The sequence below is a fragment of the Tissierellales bacterium genome, assembly GCA_025210965.1.
Classification (GTDB): Bacteria; Bacillota; Clostridia; order Tissierellales; family JAOAQY01; genus JAOAQY01.
On sequence record JAOAQY010000117.1, the window covers coordinates 1 to 19,587 of the forward strand.

Genomic DNA, 19,587 nt, shown 5'->3' on the forward strand with positions numbered 1-19,587 from the left:
GTGATATTTTTTATAACTACAGGATTTATAGCAGAAGCATTTGCATCAGTTTTTGTGCGAGATATCTCATCTATAACGTCCATACCGTTTATAACCCTACCAAATGGAGCGAAATTGCCATTTAAGCTAGGATGGTCAACTACATTTATAAAGAATTCCGTAGGACTAGAAACTGGGTGAGAACTGAAGTTTACCATAGATATAGTAGCTCTAGTTTGCATGAGGGTATTTTCATATCCATTTGTTGCAAATTCACCTGGAAGTAAGTATTTCATAGTGTTTTCTAAATCTTGGCCACCTTGAATCATATTGTCAGCTAGCATTCTATGAAATGATTTTCCCTTATAGAAACCATTTTTTATGAGAGCGATGAAATTAGATACAGTATTTGGAGCATCGCTAGGGTAAAGTTCTATTTCAAGTGTTTTACCATTATCAAGTTCTATTGTAACCAAAGGATTATTTTGATATAAATATTGTTTTTTGAATAATAAATTGAATGTTTTATTTTTTGAATAGTAATCCAATCTAGCCTTTAGTAGGTCTTTTAGAGAGTCTATAGATATATAATTTGTATCATCATACATAATTAAACTATCATCTAATTCTATAGTATTATATTTTAAATGTACAGATTGATGCACTAGTTTGGCTTCTTTAGTTCCGGATTCTTTCTCAGGGGAACTGGCATCATCTGGAGATGAAACTCCACTATACATATTTGCAAGTATAGACTCCTCAGTTATTTTTACAGGTTCATTGTATTGTTTACCGAATGTATCGACAGTCATAGTTTTTATTACTTGGGGCTGTAGAGGCTTATCTCTGGCATCTCTTTCAACTAATGCTATTTCATCAGCAATCTCTATTCCTTCTATAACTTTTCCAAAAGCGGCGTAGTTTCCATTTAGAAAATGAGAATCTTTTACGACTATAAAAAATTGAGAACTAGCACTGTCAAATGCGGTGCTTCTAGCCATTGAAACCACACCTCTTTTGTGAAGCAAGTCATTGAATTCATTGTTTTTAGTAAATTCACCTTTGATATCGTATTTTGCTCCACCAGTGCCATTTCCATTTGGATCGCCACCTTGAATCATAAATTCAGGTATAACTCTGTGAAAGTTAAGTCCATTGTAAAAACCATCATTTATAAGCTTTATAAAATTATTTACAGTGTTAGGAGCTTTTTCTGGATATAACTCCATTTTTATCTTCTTTCCACTTTCCATTTCCATAGTTACTATTGGATTTTGAACAATAGTATTTAAGTCTGATATAGTAGCGGTCTTAGGAGATGAAATCCAATCAACCTTTTTATCTAATAATTTTAAGCTAGATTCCAAAGGCACATAAACTTTGCCATTTAAAGAAAATGAATTTGATTCTAGTTCAACATTGTTCATTTTAATAATATGGTCATTCATACTAATTTCAACTAAATCATTAGATGCAAATGTTATAGTTGATGCTGAAATTAGCATTAAAACCAAGAAGATACTCAGTAATTTCTTCATTAAGTAACATCCTTTCGCAAATGTATTTTGATTTTATTTCATTATATGATACGAGATAATGAAAAGCAAATTTAGTATTTTTTCTGCAATTTAGAATAATAATAGTTCATTAGAATACTATTGATGGCAAATAAAAAAATAACTACCAAAAGTGTAAAATCTTTCTGCATTATTATAAAAAATAATATCAAAACAGATAAAATGAAGCTCAAAGAAGTGTTAGCTTTTGCCTGAGATTGATACCTTATCATTCTATTTCGCTCGTCTTGTAACTCTATGTCTAATATAGCCTTTTCATCTGCATTAGTCCTTAAAATAGAGCTAATTGCAGTGATTATCGATAAGATAGTTATGATTCCGAATATAGCTAAATCTCTATTGTAGAAGTAACTCACAATGGCGAAACTTTGCAAAAAAAGTACAAATAATAAGTTGATATTTGTTAGAAATTTTTTAATCATAATATTCCTCCTCGTAGATAAATATTTCTTCAATGGGCAAATGAAAGAAAATAGACAATTTAAAAGCTAATAGAATAGAAGGGTTGTATCTGCCATTTTCTATAGAACTTATAGTCTGCCTAGAGACCTTTAGAAGTTTTGAAAGTTGATCTTGGCTTAAATTTTTACTTTTTCTAATTTGTTCAAGGTTATTTTTCATAATATAACTCCTCTATGTAAAGCTTACTTTACGTAAAGACTATACTATAATATTAAATATGTCAAGCTTGCTTTACATAAAACTTGCAATTGTTTTCAGCAGTGGTAAAATAAAACTATATTAAAGCTATACTAGTTGTAGAATGACGATAAAATTTGACAGAGGGGATATCTATGCGTAAATATTGCAGAAGTCGAGTAGTCTTAATTATTACAGTTTTTTTGATGATATTTTATTCTAATTCAGGATTAGCAAAAAACACTTCACATTCAGGAGTTCTTTCAAATACTTTTAAGAATACAGAAGATGAAATACTCACTATTGGAGGACCTTGCAAAAACAATATATTTCAGGAACAGATTACAAGTTATAAATACAATAATTATTTAGTATATTATAATAACCACTCTATAAAATCAGAAGAATTCTCAGATGAGGGTAATGATGAGCTAGCTGAAGAAGAATTACCAAACATTGATAGAATATCGGTGCTCATGTACCATCATATAGTTGAAGATTCACAGATAGGTAAAAAAAATCAATCTATTATAAAGAAGTCACAATTTGAAAGGGATATGAAAATAATACATGATAGGGTTTTTAAGACGCTAAGTGCAGAGGAGTTTCAAAATTGGATAGAGGGAAAGCAAAAAATAGGTCAAAAGTCGGTGTTAATTACTTTTGATGATGGTTATGAGTCCAATATCAAAATAGCATATCCGATAATGAAATCCTACAATCAAAAAGGTATAGTTCACATTATGGGAAATTATTTGAGATCAAGAGAGCAGATGGTGGATTCAAAGTATGAAATGATATTGAAGGAAGACTATGATTTGAAAGATTACAACGATGTATTTGATTTTGGAATGCATACATATGAGCTTCACTTTTTGAAAAAGAATAGCAGGGGAAGATGGAGACCATATATCACATTCTTGTCTAAGGATCAAATATACAGAGATTTGAAGTTGAATTTGGATATGGGATTGTACCCTATATTTGCATATCCATATGGAGAAGTTACAAAGTCGACATATGAGGTGATGGATGAACTGGGAATAGATATAGGATTTACAATCAAAAAGGGATATGTATACAGAAATACAGATTTAAAGGCTGTACCGAGATTTAACATGAGTCCGGGCATGAGCAATAAGACTTTTGTAGATACAATAGAGGGAAGTCGAAGAGTTAGATAATTGAAATCAATTTATACTTTTTAGTAGAAGTATAGATGCTTGCCCAAATTATAGGAAAGCAGTTAGATGTTTCACGTGAAACATCTAACTGCTTTTTCTATTTAATAATTAGAGTGTTTCTGTCAATAATTTGCGATATAGAAGAACATATTTTTCTATATTCCAAATCAGAATTGAAATTGTCGATATCGCGGCAATTTAGACTGAAGCCATCATTATCGTACCTTGGAAAGATGTGTAAATGATAGTGACCTATATCATTGAATTTGCCACCATTTTGCATGATAGAATAACCTTGTAACGGGTATGTGTTTTTTAGAGCTATAAGCAGCATTTTTGAAATGTCCATAACTCTAGTGGATTCATTATGAGTTAATTCATCTAAATCTAGCTTATGGGTTTTGGTTGCGATAAGTAAGTGGCCGAGATTGATGGGGTCATGGTCCATGAATACGATGATTAAATCGTCTTGTAAACTATATTTGCCTCTAGTTTTTGATTGATAATATTACAAAATATACAGGAATTCAAAATGAAATTACCTCCTAGAATTAATTTTTAGATCTAAAGATTATTCGTTTTAGTGATAAAGAGAGCAATCTTTTAAAATAAATATATCAGAAAGGAGTGCAGATTTTTAATGATTTTGTCAGAAAATTCAACTATTTGTCAAAAAGGCATAGTATATAGTTGTAATATGATTTATAATTATAGTGACGGAAACTTTTAGAAAGAGACTTTTACCAGAGAGACTTTCACCAGAGCAATTTTTACCAAATAGATTTTTAGCAGAGTGATTTTTAGCAGAAGAGACTTTTAGTAGAAGTGAATTTTACTATATGAAGATTTTAGATAAAAAAAGATGCAAATAGAAATATGTTTCACGTGAAACATAAAGAAAAAAAGCGAGTAAAATGTTTCACGTGAAACATTAATATCAAAGGGAGGATTTAAATGGCTAAAATTGTATCAATCTTTAATCAAAAAGGCGGTGTGGGCAAGACTACTACTAATATAAATCTTAGTGCTTCACTGGTAGCCGCAGGGAAAAATGTATTGATTGTAGACATTGATCCTCAGGGGAATTCAACAAGTGGTCTTGGAATAGATAAAGATAATATAGAAAAATCTATTTATGATTTACTTGTAGAAGGGGAAGATGCTAGAGATATTGTATATGAAACTTCATTTGAGGGTTTAAAAATTATACCATCAACTATGGAACTTGCTGGAGCTGAAATCGAATTAGCACTTAAAGAAAATAGAGAGTATTGCCTTGAAAAAGCTATTGAAAGCATTAGAGGTGATTATGACTATATATTTATAGATTGTCCGCCATCGCTTGGAATATTGACGATAAATGCGCTTAAGGCATCGGATAGTGTCATGATTCCAATACAATGTGAATACTATGCGCTAGAGGGAGTTAGTCAGCTTATGAACACTATAAATCTAGTCAAAAAAGGTTTAAATCCTTCTCTTCAAATAGAAGGGGTAGTGCTGAGCATGTTTGATGGTAGAACAAATCTTTCAATACAAGTAGTAGAAGAAGTTAAAAAGTACTTTGGAAATAAAGTGTATAGGACTATGATTCCAAGAAATGTTAGACTAGCAGAGGCACCAAGTTATGGAGTCCCAGTAATTGCATATGATGAAAAATCAAAAGGTGCTATTGCGTACAACGAATTAGCGGAAGAGTTTTTAGAGAATATAGAGGAGGAATATTGATGGCGAAAAAAAGAGGATTAGGGAAGGGACTTTCGGCACTAATTCCAGAAGAGACAAATGAAGATTTGAAAGACATGAGCGGAGAAAAGGTAATTGAAGTAAGTGTTGGAGAAATAGTGGCAAATCAAAACCAGCCAAGACAAGAGTTTGAACAAGAAAATTTACAATCACTAGCGGACTCAATAAAGGTTCATGGAATACTGCAGCCAATTATAATTAGAAACAAAAATGGTAGTTATGAAATTGTTGCGGGAGAGAGAAGATTTAGAGCAGCAAAAATGATAGGGCTGAGGAAAGTACCTTGCATAGTCAAGGAAATGACGGATCATGTTTCTGCTCAATTAGCATTGGTTGAAAATCTTCAGAGAGAGGATTTGAATCAGATAGAAGAGGCTAATGCCTACGAGCAATTGATGAGAGAGTACAATATAACTCAGTCAGAATTATCTGAAGTGATAGGCAAGAGCAGAACTCATGTTACCAATACACTTAGGCTTTTGAAATTGTCACCTAAAGTTATAGATATGATAAAAACACAGGAGCTATCAGCTGGTCACGGAAGAGCACTTTTAAGATTAGAAGACTTAGCAGAACAAAAGAAATGGGCTGATTTAGCTGTAAAAAAAGCACTGAGTGTTAGAAATCTAGAGGCCATGATAAAAAAAGAAACTAGTAGAACGGTTGAGGTTATATTCAGAGATAAGGTTGAAACTAGAGATCCTCACATAAAGGAATTTGAAGATGAACTTATGAATCTTTTCGGTACAAAAGTTAGAGTTAAAGACAAAAAGGGAAAGGGAAAGATAGAGATAGACTATTATAATTTGGATGATTTAGATAGGATATTAGAATTGTTAGGAAAGTAGAATTATTAAAAAGTAAAATTGTTATTTAAAAGCTCTGCAGATATTTATTTGCAGAGCTTTTTGATGTTTATGAATATGAGTAGGTATTTTCAACTAGATACTGGGAAATAAGAGAGAATAAATAGCTAAAACTAAATAAAAATAGGGGAAAAAGCATTTAAAATATTAAAAAAATGTAACAATTAAAACGCTGTTTGGTGTTAAGTTAAAATGAATATGTGATTTGAGCAAATAGAAAAGTGGTATAAATAGCTTAAAATGAATAACTAATCAAAGTTACTAGATAAAAACGTTAAAAGTTTTATTGTGCTCAAAGTCAATTTTGATTTAAGTTTTATCATCAATACAATTTATCAATATGCAGAGGTTCTATAGCTTAATAAAGTTATGAATTTAGTTAGAAACTAGGGTTTAAGTTTAAATAATCGGAAATAGATATCATAGTTATAATATAATTGTGATTAAATGAGAAAACTTACCAACTAAAAACAAATACAAAAGTATAAATATACAGTATTTCCCGGCGACACATTTATTATTATTTATTAATGAAACCGGTATAAACGGCTTAGAAAGAGGATTTGGGCGTAGTAAAGTGAAGAAAAACATACAAAAAAAACATTGACAACTTTTGAACAAAATATATAATTAAAGTATAAAGAAAGTGAAAAATGTAACAAAGCACTGATTTAGCTTGATTGATTTGGGAAACATTTAGTATTTTACCCTTTAATATGATTTGAAAATTCAGAAGTTTCACATATAAAGAAGATTCGGTCAAATTGGAGGATATAGTTTTTATAGAAGAAGGAGGAGTTTGGATGGAATTTGCGTTTGATTGGAAAGAAAACGCTACGAAAGTAGATGCACTTAAGGCAAAGATTGAAGAGAAGAAAGACTCAAAGGGCGCATTAATGCAATTGCTTCACGATGCACAATCGATTTTTGGTTATCTACCTATTGAGGTTCAAAAAATGATTGCTGAAGCTGTAAATGTGCCCCTTGCAGAAGCTTATGGGGTAGCAACGTTTTATTCACAATTTACACTAGTGCCAAAGGGAGAGTATAACATAGGTGTTTGCTTAGGTACAGCATGTTATGTTAAAGGTTCTCAGGCGATACTAGAAGAGATTGAAAAAGCTCTTGGAATTAAAGTAGGAGAGACTACAACTGATAGACGTTTTTCAATAGAAGCTACTAGATGTATCGGAGCCTGTGGATTGGCACCTGTTATTACAGTTAATGAAGATGTTTATGGTAAATTAGTACCTGCAGATGTCAAAGGAATTTTGACTAAATATCAGGTTAAATAGGAGGTGCTCTAGATGAAATCGTTGGAAGAATTGAAAAAAATGAGAGACGAAGCTCGTAAAAAGGTAGAACTAAGAGAAGAAAAAGATGGAACTCGAATCGTTGTGGGAATGGCAACTTGTGGTATTGCAGCTGGTGCTAGAGAGGTACTTATGTCACTTATTGAAGAAGTGAATAAACGAGGACTTAGTGATGTTCAAGTCATTCAAACAGGATGTATCGGAATGTGTAGATTAGAACCTATTGTAGAAGTATACAAAACTGGAGAAGAAAAAGTCACTTATGTTTTTGTAGATGCAGAGAAGGCAAAGAAAATAGTGGCAGAACATATTGTAAATAACACAATAGTTACAGAATACACGGTAGGTGCTTACGAAGAATAATCGCTGAAAAGGGAGGTTGTACAATGGAGTTTTATAGATCTCATGTTTTGATCTGTGGAGGAACAGGATGTACGTCATCAAATTCTGATAAAATCCACGAAAAAATGGATGCTAAATTAGAAGAATTAGGGTTGGAAAAAGAAGTAAAAGTAGTTAGAACAGGATGTTTTGGACTTTGTGAAGCAGGTCCTATAGTAGTAGTTTATCCAGAAGGTGCATTTTACAGTCATGTAAAAATAGAAGATGTGGATGTAATTTGCGAGGAACATCTACTTAAGGGAAGAATAGTAAAGGATTTGTTGTATAAAGATGCTATAGTTGAAGATAAAATCAAATCTGTTAGTGAGGTTCAATTTTATAAAAAGCAAAAGCGTGTTGCACTTGAACTTTGTGGTGTTATAAATCCTGAAAATATTGAAGAGTATATTGCATATGATGGATACATGGCTCTTGGTAAGGCTCTTACTGAGATGAAACCAGAAGATGTAATTGAAGAAGTTAAAGCTTCAGGGCTTCGTGGCCGTGGTGGTGGTGGATTCCCTACTGGTGTGAAATGGGGATTTGCAGCTAGAAATGAGAGCGATCAAAAGTATATCATTTGTAACGCTGATGAAGGTGACCCGGGAGCGTTTATGGATCGTAGTGTGCTTGAAGGTGATCCACATGCGGTTTTAGAGGCTATGGCAATTGGCGGCTATGCAATTGGAGCGACTAAAGGATTTATATATATCAGAGCAGAGTATCCAATAGCAGTAGATAGACTTAAGATAGCAATAAATCAAGCTAGAGAAAAAGGTCTACTTGGTAAGAATATATTTGAATCAGGTTTTGATTTTGATGTAGAAATCAGACTCGGTGCAGGAGCTTTCGTATGTGGCGAGGAGACAGCACTTATAGCCTCTATCGAAGGTGAAAGAGGTATGCCTAGAAATAAACCACCATTTCCAGCAAACAAAGGCCTTTGGGGTAAACCAACTATAATAAATAATGTTGAAACATTTGCAAATATACCAAAAATAGTACTAAATGGAGCAGATTGGTTCAAGAGTATAGGTACAGAAAAATCACCTGGAACTAAAGTTTTTGCACTAGGTGGAAAGATTAACAACACAGGTCTTGTTGAAATTCCTATGGGAACTACACTTAGAGAGATTATTTACGATATCGGTGGAGGAATTCCAAATGGAAAGAAATTTAAAGCAGTTCAAACAGGAGGTCCATCGGGAGGATGTATACCAGCAGAATATTTAGACACTCCTATAGATTATGATTCACTTATTGCTCTAGGTTCTATGATGGGATCAGGCGGTATGATTGTAATGGATGAGGATAATTGCATGGTTGATATAGCTAGATTTTTCCTAGATTTCACAGTTGATGAATCTTGCGGAAAATGTGTTCCATGCAGAATAGGAACGAAAAGAATGCTCGAACTACTTGAGAAAATAACGAGTGGAAATGGAGAAATGGAAGATATAGACAAATTAGAAGAACTTGCTTATTCTATAAAAGCATCAGCTCTTTGTGGTCTTGGGCAAACAGCTCCAAACCCAGTATTGTCAACACTTAAATATTTTAGAGATGAATATGAAGCTCATGTTAAAGACAAGAAATGTCCAGCAGGTGCATGTAAAAAATTATTGTCATACACTATTGATGCAGATGCATGTAAGGGTTGTACACTTTGTGCTAAAGTTTGTCCAGTGGGTGCAATTTCAGGAAGTCCTAAAAACCCACATGAAATTGATCAGAGTAAGTGTATCAAGTGTGGTGCATGTATAGAAAAATGTCCATTTGGCGCAATTAGCATGAATTAGAGAGAAAAGGGGTGTAGAGCAATATGGTAACTTTGACAATCGACAACAAAGAAGTGACGGTTCCAAAGGGAACCACGGTTTTAGAGGCGGCGAGACAAATCGGCGTTAATATTCCAACACTTTGTTACTTGAAAGATATAAATGAAGTGGGCGCATGTCGTATGTGCCTTGTAGAAGTAGAGGGCGTTAACAATAGATTATTAGCATCATGTGTATTAGAGGCGGCAGAAGGTATGGTAGTTAAGACGAATACCAAAAAAGTTAGAATTGCTAGAAAAAACAATCTTGAATTGATCCTTTCAAATCATGATAGAAGTTGTCTTTCTTGTGAAAGAAATAAAAATTGTGAACTTCAAACACTTGCAGATGATTTGGGAATTAGAGAGATTACATTTGATGGAGAGAGAATTATCCATCCTATAGATTATTCTTCACCAAGTATAGTAAGAGATCAGAACAAGTGTATATTGTGTGGAAGATGTATCAGCGTATGTGACAAAATACAAAATGTTGGAGTGCTTGGTTTCCAAGACAGAGGATTTAAGACTAGCGTAGGGCAACCATTTAATAAATCGTTAGATGAATCGCCTTGTATCAGATGTGGTCAATGTATAAACGTTTGCCCTGTTGGAGCACTTCATGAAAAAGAAGAAATAGATTATGTTTGGGATGCTATTGAATCTGATAAACATGTAGTTGTTCAAACTGCACCAGCTGTAAGAGCAGCTCTTGGAGAGGAATTTGGCTTAGAGATGGGTACACCAGTTACAGGTAAAATGGTAGCAGCTCTTAGAAGACTTGGTTTTGACAAAGTATTTGACACTGACTTTGCAGCAGATCTTACTATCATGGAAGAAGGATATGAGCTTTTAGATAGGGTACAAAATGGCGGAGTTCTTCCTATGATTACATCATGTTCTCCAGGGTGGATTAATTATTGCGAGGAGTTTTATCCTGAATTCATTCCAAATTTATCTAGTTGTAAATCACCTCAAAATATGTTTGGAGCGATAGCAAAATCTTACTATGCAGAGCAAAATGGAATAGATAGAAATGATATATACGTTGTATCTGTAATGCCTTGTACAGCCAAAAAAGGTGAAAAACTTAGAGATGAGTTAAAAGTTGATGGAGTGGCAGATGTTGATGCAGTTATAACAACTAGAGAACTTGCAAAAATGATAAAAACAGCAGGTATAGATTTCACAAGATTAGAAGATGAATCTTGCGATCAATTGATAGGTGAATCTACTGGTGCTGGTGTTATATTTGGAGTAACAGGTGGAGTAATGGAAGCAGCTCTTAGAACTGTTGCAGAGGTTGTACACGGTCATGAGCTTGAAAATGTAGAGTACACAGCAGTGAGAGGTGTAGAAGGAATAAAAGAGGCTAGTGTGAAGCTTGGAGATTTAGAGGTCAAAATAGCGATAGCTCACAGTACGGGCCAAGCATCAAAATTATTAGATCTTGTAAAAAGCGGCGAAAAAGAGTATCACTTTATTGAAATCATGGGATGTTCAGGCGGCTGTGTAAACGGAGGTGGACAGCCAATAGTTTGCCCAGAAATTAGAATGACTAAAGACATTAGAGTTGAGAGAGCGAAGGCACTTTATTCAGAAGATGAATCAAAAACTATTAGAAAATCTCATGAAAATCCAATGATTAAGAAATTGTATGATGAGTATCTAGGTGAACCGAACGGACATAAATCACATCACCTACTTCATACAACATATAAAAAGAAGGAAATATATCCACTATAAAATTATGCGTGCGCTTCAAAGGGTATTGAAGCGCACCACTAAAGAGAGTCTAAGACTTTCAATCCCACATGACTTTGTTTTTTGGCCCCACACCAAAGAACATTCACCACAAAAAGCTATCTAGGAGAAGCTAATTTGAACGGAAAAAGCGAGGGGGCTGCTAGATAGTACAAAAGAGATGTAATGTATACATCTCTTTTTTTGAGCTTTGAAATATTAATTGGCAGTTATAATAAACTATTTTTTCTAGCAGATATTGACAGCATTTGAGCGTTATATAAAGTTTTAGAATTATTTTTACTGAATTATATTTTGAGTTAGAAAATGGAAATTTCGTGGTATAATGTAATTATAGTGAAAGCATCTGTGGAAATAGACCCCTATAATCGTTTTGAAGGAGGGACTTTTATGAAATTAGATTTATTTGGCGGTATAGAGATTGATGAATCAGAACTTATAATATTTGAAGAAGGTATACTCGGATTTGAAGATAATCACAAATACATATTGATGAATCAGAAAGCGGTGGAGGAACCTATTCCTTTCAAGTGGCTACAGGCAATAGATGATGAAAATGTTGGGTTTATGGTAGCTTATCCATATTTGCTATTAGAAGAGTATGATTTTGAGTTAGATGATGAGATTGTAAAAGAACTTGAAATTGAAAATAGTGAAGAAATTGTGATTTACAATATAGTTACTGTAGGTAAAAACTTTGCAGGTTCTACTGTGAACTTGAAAGCACCGTTAGTTATTAATAGTCGGACAAGAAAAGGTAAACAAGTTGTTTTAGCGGATGACAGGTGGCCACTAAAATATGCTTTTGTAGCTGAAATGAAAAAGCGATTAGAAGAGGAGAAGAAATAAAAATGAGTCAAAATGAAAATAAAATGACCTATGGTTGGTGTATTGTACTGATCATAGGTTTTATGTTGCTTCTAGCAGCGATGGATTCGCTGAGAGGAGTTTTTATTCCAGTATTTAAAGAAGTATTCAATGTGAAAAATACCCAAATGGGTTTTCTATTGACCGCATCATCTCTAGGATATATTCTTGGAACTTATGTAAGTGGTCATTTGTGTGATTTATTTGGACAAAAGAAGCTCATAGTAATTGGAGGATTATTGGTTGTAGCATCTATTCCATTAGTTACTCTAGGAGGTAGTTATGCTATGCTTCTATGTGCACTACTGCTCATGAATGTAGGCGCATCATTTATAGCTCTTGGTATAAACACCATGGTCCCACTTATACTAGTGAGTTTTCAATCAGTGCTTATGAATTTCGTACACTTCGCTTATGGATTCGGATCTATGATGACACAGTATTCGGCAGGTGATTTGATTTATAGGGGAATATCTTGGCAAAGCATTTATGTATTTATAGGAATTTATGCGTTTGTTCTTTGTATGTTATCACTTATAATAAAAATGCCTAGAGCAGAAAGGGCCGGTGCTGAAAATGAAGGAAGCCATGCACAAATATTTAAAATGCCAGTTCTATATATTTACTCTGCTTGCCTTGGATTTTATGTAGCAGCTGAAATGTGTACAGGAAATTGGATGATAAACTATTTGAAAGATGGATTTACATTTAATCAAAAGGACGCAGCATTTTATTCAGCACTTTTCTTTGGTTGCTTAACCGTCGGACGATTAATCGGAGGCGCTATAACAGAGCGCTTTGGCTATATTAAAACAGTATCTGTATTTTTAGGTATAAATGCTATACTATTTCCAATATCAATGATGCTAGGTGCGAATGGAGTTTATCTAATAGCTATGACAGGTTTTTTCTGTTCTATAGTATTTCCAACTATAGTACTCAGTTTGAGTCATGTATTTAAATCGAAAGCATCGTATGTGACGGGTATAGTAGTTACATTTGCATCTGCAACAGCTATGTTTGCAAATATAATCATAGGATTTGTAAATGACTTATTTGGAGTAGAAGCAGGGTTTGGGCTCATAGGAGCATTTTATGTGATGAGTTTTATAATGGCAATAACACTACTAAAAAAGGTAGGGAGTATTATTGAAACTTCTAGAAAAAAATAGAGATATTGTTGATTAAATAGAGGTTTTGTGAATTTGGTCAGACGATTAATTGGAGGTGTTTTGATATTGAAAAAGCTAAATTTTGAGATATATTTGACGTTTTTCAAGATCGGAATGTTTACATTTGGTGGGGGATATGCGATGCTTCCGCTTATAGAAAAAGAAATGGTTGAATCAAAAAAATGGATAGATGAAGAGGAGATTGTAGACGTACTTGCGCTATCTCAAACTATGCCTGGAGCTATAGCACTTAATTGTGCTACTCTCATAGGTTATAGACTAGGTGGACATCTTACTTCACTATTTGCAATGCTAGGAGTTATAACACCGTCTATTATACTTCTCACTCTTATAGCATTATTCTTTAATCAATTTTTGGATCAAGCTATTATAAAAGCTATATTTATGGGAATTAGATCGGGTATAGTAGCTCTTATAATTAAGGCAGGGATAAGAATAGCAAAGGCAGCAGTTCAAGATAGACTGACACTTTTTCTATGTGCATGTTCTATAGTGGGAGTAGTATTTATAAACATAAGCCCTATAATACTTATTGTAACAGGAGGTCTGATTGGATTTATGATTTATAGATTGTATCCAAATTGGGCTAGAAAAGTATTGGAGAGGGGGCATTCGTGATGATATTGTGGAGACTCTGGACTGCTTTTTTTAAGATAGGATTATTTAATTTTGGCGGAGGATATGCCATGATACCTCTTATACAGACTGAAATCGTCAGTAGAGGCTGGATTGATGTCTCAAGGTTCATAGACATTATAGCTATAGCTCAAATGACTCCTGGGGCAATTGCTGTCAATTCTGCCACATATGTGGGAAATACAATAGGTGGAGTATTTGGTGGGATAATTGCTACGCTAGGAGTTGCGATGCCGTCATATCTATGCGGTCAGATATTAGGTCACTATCATGAGAAGTACAAAAAGAGTGAAATGGTTAAGATGATATTTTATGGAATAAGACCTGTAGTGGCAGGATTTATATTAGCAGCAGGTCTTGTAGTCGCTATGACAGTGAGTGTAGATATAGATAAACTTAAGATAATGGACATTACAGGATTAGATTTTAAAAGTTTGGGAATAACAGCAGTAGTGGGAATACTTCTTTATAAAACCAAAGTACATCCAATGTTGCTCATAGTAATTAGCGGAGTGCTTGGAGCTTTGCTTTTCTCATAATTATGTCATACAAAAAAGCAGTGTGATTTTATATAAATCACACTGCTTTTTTGTAACTGTTTAGTATTTTGAAATTTATTTTATCACGCTATTTTCTGAATCAGAATATCCTAAGTTGAATTGCTGTGCCATGACATCTGAAAATTCTTCCATAGTCATAGTTTGTTCTTTAGATAATTTTGGTAATTTATCTAAGTTTGTAGAATTTAAATCAGAAAAACTTAAATTAAGTACATAAGTACGAATCATTGATGGTAGAACTTCTGATTCTTCATTTGATTCATTTAATGGCTCTGATTTTTTTATAACGTCGGATACGCTTATAGTATAAGAACTATCGGCTAATTGATTTCCTCGAGTTATAAGGAAATTAATTTCTATTTTATCAAAATGCATTGATTGCTCTAATTTATCTAGAAAATCGTTAAAATTCTTTTCTAAATCAGTATAGAAAAAATCTTTTAGTTCTTTGTCACTTAGGTTGACTTGGCTTTCATCAGCTAACGAAGCTGAATCATACGACTGGTAATATATTAGTGCAGCTAGTGCTAGAAAATCATCATCCTTCTTCAATGAATTTACGAAACTTTTTAAAGTAGCAATGAAGTTTTCATGGTTAAGTGAGATTTTGATTTCAGTCATTGATTTTTTATCAACTATTTTATTTTCAGATTTTATAAATTTTTTATCTAAAGATCCGAAAAATTTACCTACTAAACTCGAATAAAGTTTTTCAAATTCTTGAAGTTCAGAGGGAGTCAATTTTGATTTATCAAAGATAATGTCATCTTTTAAATAATCATCTAATTTTACGTACCTTTCATCGAATGGAGACAAGAATGTAAATGAATTTGGAGATATGTAGTACTCAAATGGGTAAGGCTGATTCATGAAGTTTAAAGTAGCTTTACCTGTTTGCATATAGTTATCAACATCAACTTTTGAGTTGAGTATAAATTTCGAATCAGAAACTATAGCTAAATACGGGTTATACATCATAGCATCGCTGCTTATATTCATAGATAATTCTAGATTTTGAGTATAGGACTTTAGAGCTGCGAAATTTTCAAATGCTTTAGTCAAACGATATTTATCAGAAAGTGATTTTTTAGCAAATGCACTAGAGCTGAAACAAAGCATTAAAACAAGTAATACAGAAATCATTTTTTTGTTACCAATAAATTTAATCATTAAAACACCTCTTATGAAATATTATTTTAAATAAAAAGGCATTGATTCTTTTGAATCAATGCCTAGTAAATACATGAATTTTATTATTCAAGTCCGCCGCCTAAGAATGCACCCATTAAAATTTGCATGAATTCTTGAGCTGACATAGTTTGGTCTTCTGTTACTTCAGGCATAGCATCAACTACTGTAGAGTTGATATCAGTCAACATACCGTTGATTTTGTAAGTTAAAGACATATCTCCACTCTCATCAGGAGCGCTTACTTTTACTGCTATAGTAGCATCAAAACCAGTAGCAAGTTCATCTTTATTGATCAAAACTTTTACAGTAGAACCAGTGAAATCAACGTGCTCAGCCATCATATCTAATGATTCATTCATAGTTTTGTGAGATTCATCAAGTTGAGCAGCTATTTCTTCATCGCTCATTTCAACGCCCATCATAGACATTTGGCTTTTAGTATTTGCAATCATCATAGGACGCATAGTCTCATCTGTGTAGATTAAAGTATAAACTTCTTTTAAAGACTCTATCATTTCTTTTGTAGTAGGAACTAAAGTTATTGCAGTATAGCTCTCACCATCTACTGTTTCAGATGCTTCTGAAATGTTTTTGTCATCAACCTTTGAGATTAATGAATTCATCATTTTGTCAGACATTTTTTTGTAAAGGTCCATATTATCAGCACTGTAAGCGTCTTTCATTTCAGCAGGAAAATCAATATTTACGTATCTTTCGTCGAAAGGAGTTTTAAACATCATTTTTTCTGTAGTATAGAAGAAATCTAATGGATACTCCATACCGCTAAAAGCTACATTGATTTTACCACTTTGAGTCATATCTTTGATATTAGCTTTTGCAGTTAAATCAAGTTTCGCTGAGTTTAATATACTCATCATCATAGCTGCACTAGGATCAGCAGTTTCAGGAGTTTCTACATTGAGTGAAAGACTCATGTTTTGAGTATAAGACTCAAGGTCAGATAATTTTGATACAGATTCTGTTAATTTTTCTTTAGATGATTTGCCACCGCAAGCTGTAAGAGTTAATGTTATAGCTAATAAAGCTGCGAAAAACAAACTCATTTTTTTGTTTTTAAACATAAATTCACCTCATTTTTATTTTAGAATTGAAAATTAGAATTTCAATTCGCTTTTACTACCATAGCTATTATAGACTAAACAATCAATTAAATCAATGAAATGTGTAGAATTTAAGGAAAAAATAAGTAAAGCGGTCGTGAAAGTTATGATGAAAATAGTCTGACGAAAAATAAAAAAATCTTTTAAAGTATCAATTTCAACCAATTTATTGAATAATCTAATATTTGGTGATATAATCAATTTGTCTGACGAAATTATTGGAGGTTTTTATATGAGGAAAGAAAAGCGCTGCAAAGTGGAAAATGATTTCATTGAGTGGTATTGTAGTAATAAGGTAGAAGCGTCAGAAGTTGAAGAACATAATAGTTACCATAATTTACAAGAATTTATACATAAGCGAAATGCGAGTGAGGCTTGGAGAAATTTAATAAAAGAAGAAAAAGTATTTTTTGAAAAATATGGGTATATTGATGTTGTATACAACCAAAAGACAGACACATATCAGAGAAAAAAGGTTCGTGGAAGACCAAAAAAATCTAATCCAAAATCTAACAGAGTTACCATCAGATTGAGTGATGAAGATTTGAAAATTGTCGATAATTATTGTAGAGTAAATAAGATAAAAGATCGTTCGGAGGCACTTAGAGAGGCGATAAGACTTTTAGGAGTTGAATAACATGACCTTTAAGAGGCATGATAGTATAGAGAAATTAAGAAATATAGGGGAGGGATCTCAGCATGGCCAAGAAAAAATCAGTATTTGAGAGGCTAGGTCTAATAGAACAAATAGATGAAGATATAGAAGAATTAGAAAAACAAGCAGATACACCCGAATCTCTTTTTGGAGCCGAGCATTTAGTAAGCGATGATGAAATGACAGAAATAGAGGATTACGATGAGCTTATTGAAGAAGAATCATTTGAGCAAGTGGAGAAATCAGATGATTTACATCAGGAAATGACTGAAACGCAAGAGGAGGTTGCTTCAGAAATTAGTTTGGAGAAACAATCGTTGTTTGAGGCATTGCTTGATGAAAACGATCCTGTTGATGAAAAGGTTGAAGAGAACAGAGCAGTTGAGAACAGAGCTGTTGAAACAGAAAATAGTAGATCTATTTTTGAAGTATCAGACGAGAGATTTATTGATGAAGACGATCAGAGACAATCTGAAATAAATAGAGAAAAAGAGAGAATCGAGAGAGAAATTCGTCAGTATGAAGAGATGACTCAAAATTTGAAGCAATCTGTTCAAAGTGAAAGATTGTATACGGTAGCACAAATTTATGAGAATAAACAATTAGATTATGATAAGAAACGAACTATTTTTATGGTAGAAGAGTTTATAAATGCACTTCCAGAGAGTTTACCTATAGAAGTTAAAAGAGAGTCTGTAAAGAATATTATCGCAGCATCTGGAATTAACTTAGAAGTACTTATGGATGATGCATATAAGAGATTGGAGACGTTGAATCAAGAGCTTAATATGCAATTAAACGTTACTGATGATATTGTTAGACAGTCAAATGCGGCAATAGCTGAATTAGAGTCTAAGATTTTAGAGATAAAGAAACAAATAAGTGAACGCAAGAAAGGCCAGGATGAAAGTAAGTTCGGAATCGATTATGAAACTCAAAAGATTCTCAATATTGTAGAGTTTATAAATCCACAAAAATAGGGGATGACGACTTATGAGTAGATATAAATTAACTAAGGCGGGGTATTTAGTAATTATTGTATTGATTTTGAGTGTTGGTACAGGTATTTACTTTTTAGTGGGATCTAGAAATAATGTTCATAAAGACACTTCAGAAATCGCTGATAAACAGCTAGAAAACAAGGTTGAAGATTTAAAGTCGGACGTAAAAATGCAAGAAATAGAAAAGCTAAATACTACCATAGAACAACAGAAAGATATGATTGAAGAATTAAATAACAAATTGCAAAATAAAGAAGAAAAACTAAAACAAATGGAGGATGTTATAAAACAATCCTCTACTTCTATTTATTTTAAACCAAATGCTTTCAAGCTTGAGGATAGAGCCAAAAAGGATGTTATAAAATTTATAGAGAAAGCTAGTGTTTTAGACTCTGATATAAAGATAGTAGTAGTAGGAAATGTATTTTCGCCAAAGGGAAAAGAGACTCAAAATTACGGATTATTATTTTCTTTGAAAAGAGCGGAATCTGTTGCATCATATCTAGTAGAAATGGGTATAGATGAAGAAAGACTTGAAATTATAGGCAAGGGCGCGGCAGATAGCTATTATTATGATGATAATTTTAAATCAGCAGAATTATCGAGGAGAGTAAATCTTTATTTTGAGTAAAGTGGTGATTGCATGAGTATTGAAAAAAACATATTAAATCGATTAAGTTATTATTATTTTTTAGGGCAGCCGGAGCTTGGAAATTCTGGGAGATATGAAGATCTTAGAATTATTGAAGCTAATGAAGCCCTTTTGACATTTATGGGTAATTCGAGAAAAGAAGTTGTTGGGAAGACTTTTTCTGAAATTTACCCATTTATTTTTGATGGTTCGGAATCAGAATGGCTATTGAATATAGATGATATAATGAAATCTAAATGTGATCAGACATTTGAGGTTTATTCGACATTGTTTGAAAAATGGCTTAAAGTAAATGTAATTTACATAAACAAAAAGCAGATAGGTGTTGTTATTTCAGATATCAACCAACTAATGAAAAGATTGATTGATTATAAGGATTTATCTAATTATTCACTTGATTACTTGGAATTTAGGTACGGAGAGATAGATTACCAATTGTTGGCAGA

The 19,587-nt window shown here is 32.9% G+C and carries 20 protein-coding genes and 2 pseudogenes; 15 read left to right on the forward strand and 7 right to left on the reverse strand.

Going from position 1 to position 19,587, the window contains the following annotated elements; translation table 11 throughout:
- The 4 genes and pseudogenes from N4A40_08975 to N4A40_08990 all read right to left on the reverse strand — a co-directional run.
- On the reverse strand, positions 1-587 hold a 587-nt coding region (locus tag N4A40_08975; protein MCT4661979.1), incomplete at its 3' end, for a peptidylprolyl isomerase.
- Positions 588-770: 183 nt separating this feature from the next.
- Positions 771-1,238 (reverse strand): annotated as a pseudogene (locus N4A40_08980) (peptidylprolyl isomerase).
- 350 nt (positions 1,239-1,588) lie between these two features.
- On the reverse strand, positions 1,589-1,978 hold the full coding sequence (locus N4A40_08985; protein ID MCT4661980.1) for a hypothetical protein: 390 nt from the start codon (positions 1,976-1,978) through the stop codon (positions 1,589-1,591).
- Positions 1,971-2,177 carry a helix-turn-helix transcriptional regulator gene (locus N4A40_08990; GenBank protein MCT4661981.1) on the reverse strand — a complete coding sequence of 69 codons (207 nt, stop codon included), beginning with the start codon at positions 2,175-2,177 and terminating at the stop codon, positions 1,971-1,973. Before N4A40_08990 ends, N4A40_08985 begins: the two co-directional genes overlap by 8 nt.
- Before the next feature lie 173 nt (positions 2,178-2,350).
- On the opposite strand from N4A40_08990, the gene N4A40_08995 reads away from it, so the two are divergent.
- Entirely contained in the window at positions 2,351-3,379 is a 1,029-nt protein-coding gene (locus N4A40_08995) for a polysaccharide deacetylase family protein (protein ID MCT4661982.1), read from the forward strand.
- 97 nt (positions 3,380-3,476) lie between these two features.
- Here N4A40_08995 and N4A40_09000 read toward each other — a convergent pair.
- Positions 3,477-3,842, reverse strand: a pseudogene (locus N4A40_09000) (HIT family protein).
- A 491-nt stretch (positions 3,843-4,333) separates the two neighbouring features.
- Here N4A40_09000 and N4A40_09005 point away from each other — a divergent pair.
- The 10 genes from N4A40_09005 (at position 4,334) to N4A40_09050 (ending at position 14,500) form a co-directional block, all read left to right on the forward strand.
- Positions 4,334-5,107, forward strand: coding sequence for an AAA family ATPase (locus N4A40_09005; GenBank protein MCT4661983.1), 774 nt, complete (start codon positions 4,334-4,336; stop codon positions 5,105-5,107).
- Positions 5,107-5,973 carry a ParB/RepB/Spo0J family partition protein gene (locus tag N4A40_09010; protein ID MCT4661984.1) on the forward strand — a complete coding sequence of 289 codons (867 nt, stop codon included), beginning with the start codon at positions 5,107-5,109 and terminating at the stop codon, positions 5,971-5,973. Before N4A40_09005 ends, N4A40_09010 begins: the two co-directional genes overlap by 1 nt.
- An 821-nt stretch (positions 5,974-6,794) precedes the next feature.
- A complete protein-coding gene (locus tag N4A40_09015; GenBank protein MCT4661985.1) occupies positions 6,795-7,286 on the forward strand; it encodes an NAD(P)H-dependent oxidoreductase subunit E in 492 nt (163 codons plus the stop codon).
- A gap of 12 nt (positions 7,287-7,298) precedes the next feature.
- Positions 7,299-7,667 carry a (2Fe-2S) ferredoxin domain-containing protein gene (locus N4A40_09020; GenBank protein ID MCT4661986.1) on the forward strand — a complete coding sequence of 123 codons (369 nt, stop codon included), beginning with the start codon at positions 7,299-7,301 and terminating at the stop codon, positions 7,665-7,667.
- A gap of 23 nt (positions 7,668-7,690) precedes the next feature.
- The gene (gene nuoF, locus N4A40_09025; GenBank protein MCT4661987.1) at positions 7,691-9,484 is read left to right on the forward strand and encodes an NADH-quinone oxidoreductase subunit NuoF; all 1,794 of its coding nucleotides are present in this window, start codon (positions 7,691-7,693) and stop codon (positions 9,482-9,484) included.
- A gap of 23 nt (positions 9,485-9,507) precedes the next feature.
- Entirely contained in the window at positions 9,508-11,247 is a 1,740-nt protein-coding gene (locus N4A40_09030) for an NADH-dependent [FeFe] hydrogenase, group A6 (GenBank protein MCT4661988.1), read from the forward strand.
- Positions 11,248-11,655: 408 nt separating this feature from the next.
- A complete protein-coding gene (gene fliW / locus N4A40_09035; GenBank protein MCT4661989.1) occupies positions 11,656-12,114 on the forward strand; it encodes a flagellar assembly protein FliW in 459 nt (152 codons plus the stop codon).
- 2 nt (positions 12,115-12,116) lie between these two features.
- Positions 12,117-13,304, forward strand: coding sequence for an MFS transporter (locus N4A40_09040; GenBank protein MCT4661990.1), 1,188 nt, complete (start codon positions 12,117-12,119; stop codon positions 13,302-13,304).
- A 66-nt stretch (positions 13,305-13,370) separates the two neighbouring features.
- On the forward strand, positions 13,371-13,943 hold the full coding sequence (locus tag N4A40_09045) for a chromate transporter (protein MCT4661991.1): 573 nt from the start codon (positions 13,371-13,373) through the stop codon (positions 13,941-13,943).
- The gene (locus N4A40_09050; GenBank protein ID MCT4661992.1) at positions 13,943-14,500 is read left to right on the forward strand and encodes a chromate transporter; all 558 of its coding nucleotides are present in this window, start codon (positions 13,943-13,945) and stop codon (positions 14,498-14,500) included. Before N4A40_09045 ends, N4A40_09050 begins: the two co-directional genes overlap by 1 nt.
- Before the next feature lie 75 nt (positions 14,501-14,575).
- On the opposite strand, the gene N4A40_09055 is transcribed toward N4A40_09050, so the two are convergent.
- On the reverse strand, positions 14,576-15,691 hold the full coding sequence (locus tag N4A40_09055; protein MCT4661993.1) for a hypothetical protein: 1,116 nt from the start codon (positions 15,689-15,691) through the stop codon (positions 14,576-14,578).
- 83 nt (positions 15,692-15,774) lie between these two features.
- Positions 15,775-16,794: a hypothetical protein gene (locus N4A40_09060; protein MCT4661994.1), complete on the reverse strand. Its 1,020-nt coding sequence runs from the start codon at positions 16,792-16,794 to the stop codon at positions 15,775-15,777.
- Positions 16,795-17,065: 271 nt separating this feature from the next.
- On the opposite strand from N4A40_09060, the gene N4A40_09065 reads away from it, so the two are divergent.
- The 4 genes from N4A40_09065 to N4A40_09080 all read left to right on the forward strand — a co-directional run.
- Complete coding sequence (locus tag N4A40_09065; protein ID MCT4661995.1) at positions 17,066-17,470, forward strand: ribbon-helix-helix domain-containing protein; 405 nt, start codon at positions 17,066-17,068, stop codon at positions 17,468-17,470.
- A gap of 62 nt (positions 17,471-17,532) precedes the next feature.
- The gene (locus N4A40_09070) at positions 17,533-18,468 is read left to right on the forward strand and encodes a hypothetical protein (GenBank protein MCT4661996.1); all 936 of its coding nucleotides are present in this window, start codon (positions 17,533-17,535) and stop codon (positions 18,466-18,468) included.
- A gap of 13 nt (positions 18,469-18,481) precedes the next feature.
- Entirely contained in the window at positions 18,482-19,120 is a 639-nt protein-coding gene (locus N4A40_09075) for an OmpA family protein (GenBank protein MCT4661997.1), read from the forward strand.
- A gap of 12 nt (positions 19,121-19,132) precedes the next feature.
- Positions 19,133-19,587: PAS domain-containing protein (locus tag N4A40_09080; protein MCT4661998.1), on the forward strand; the 455-nt coding region annotated here is incomplete at its 3' end.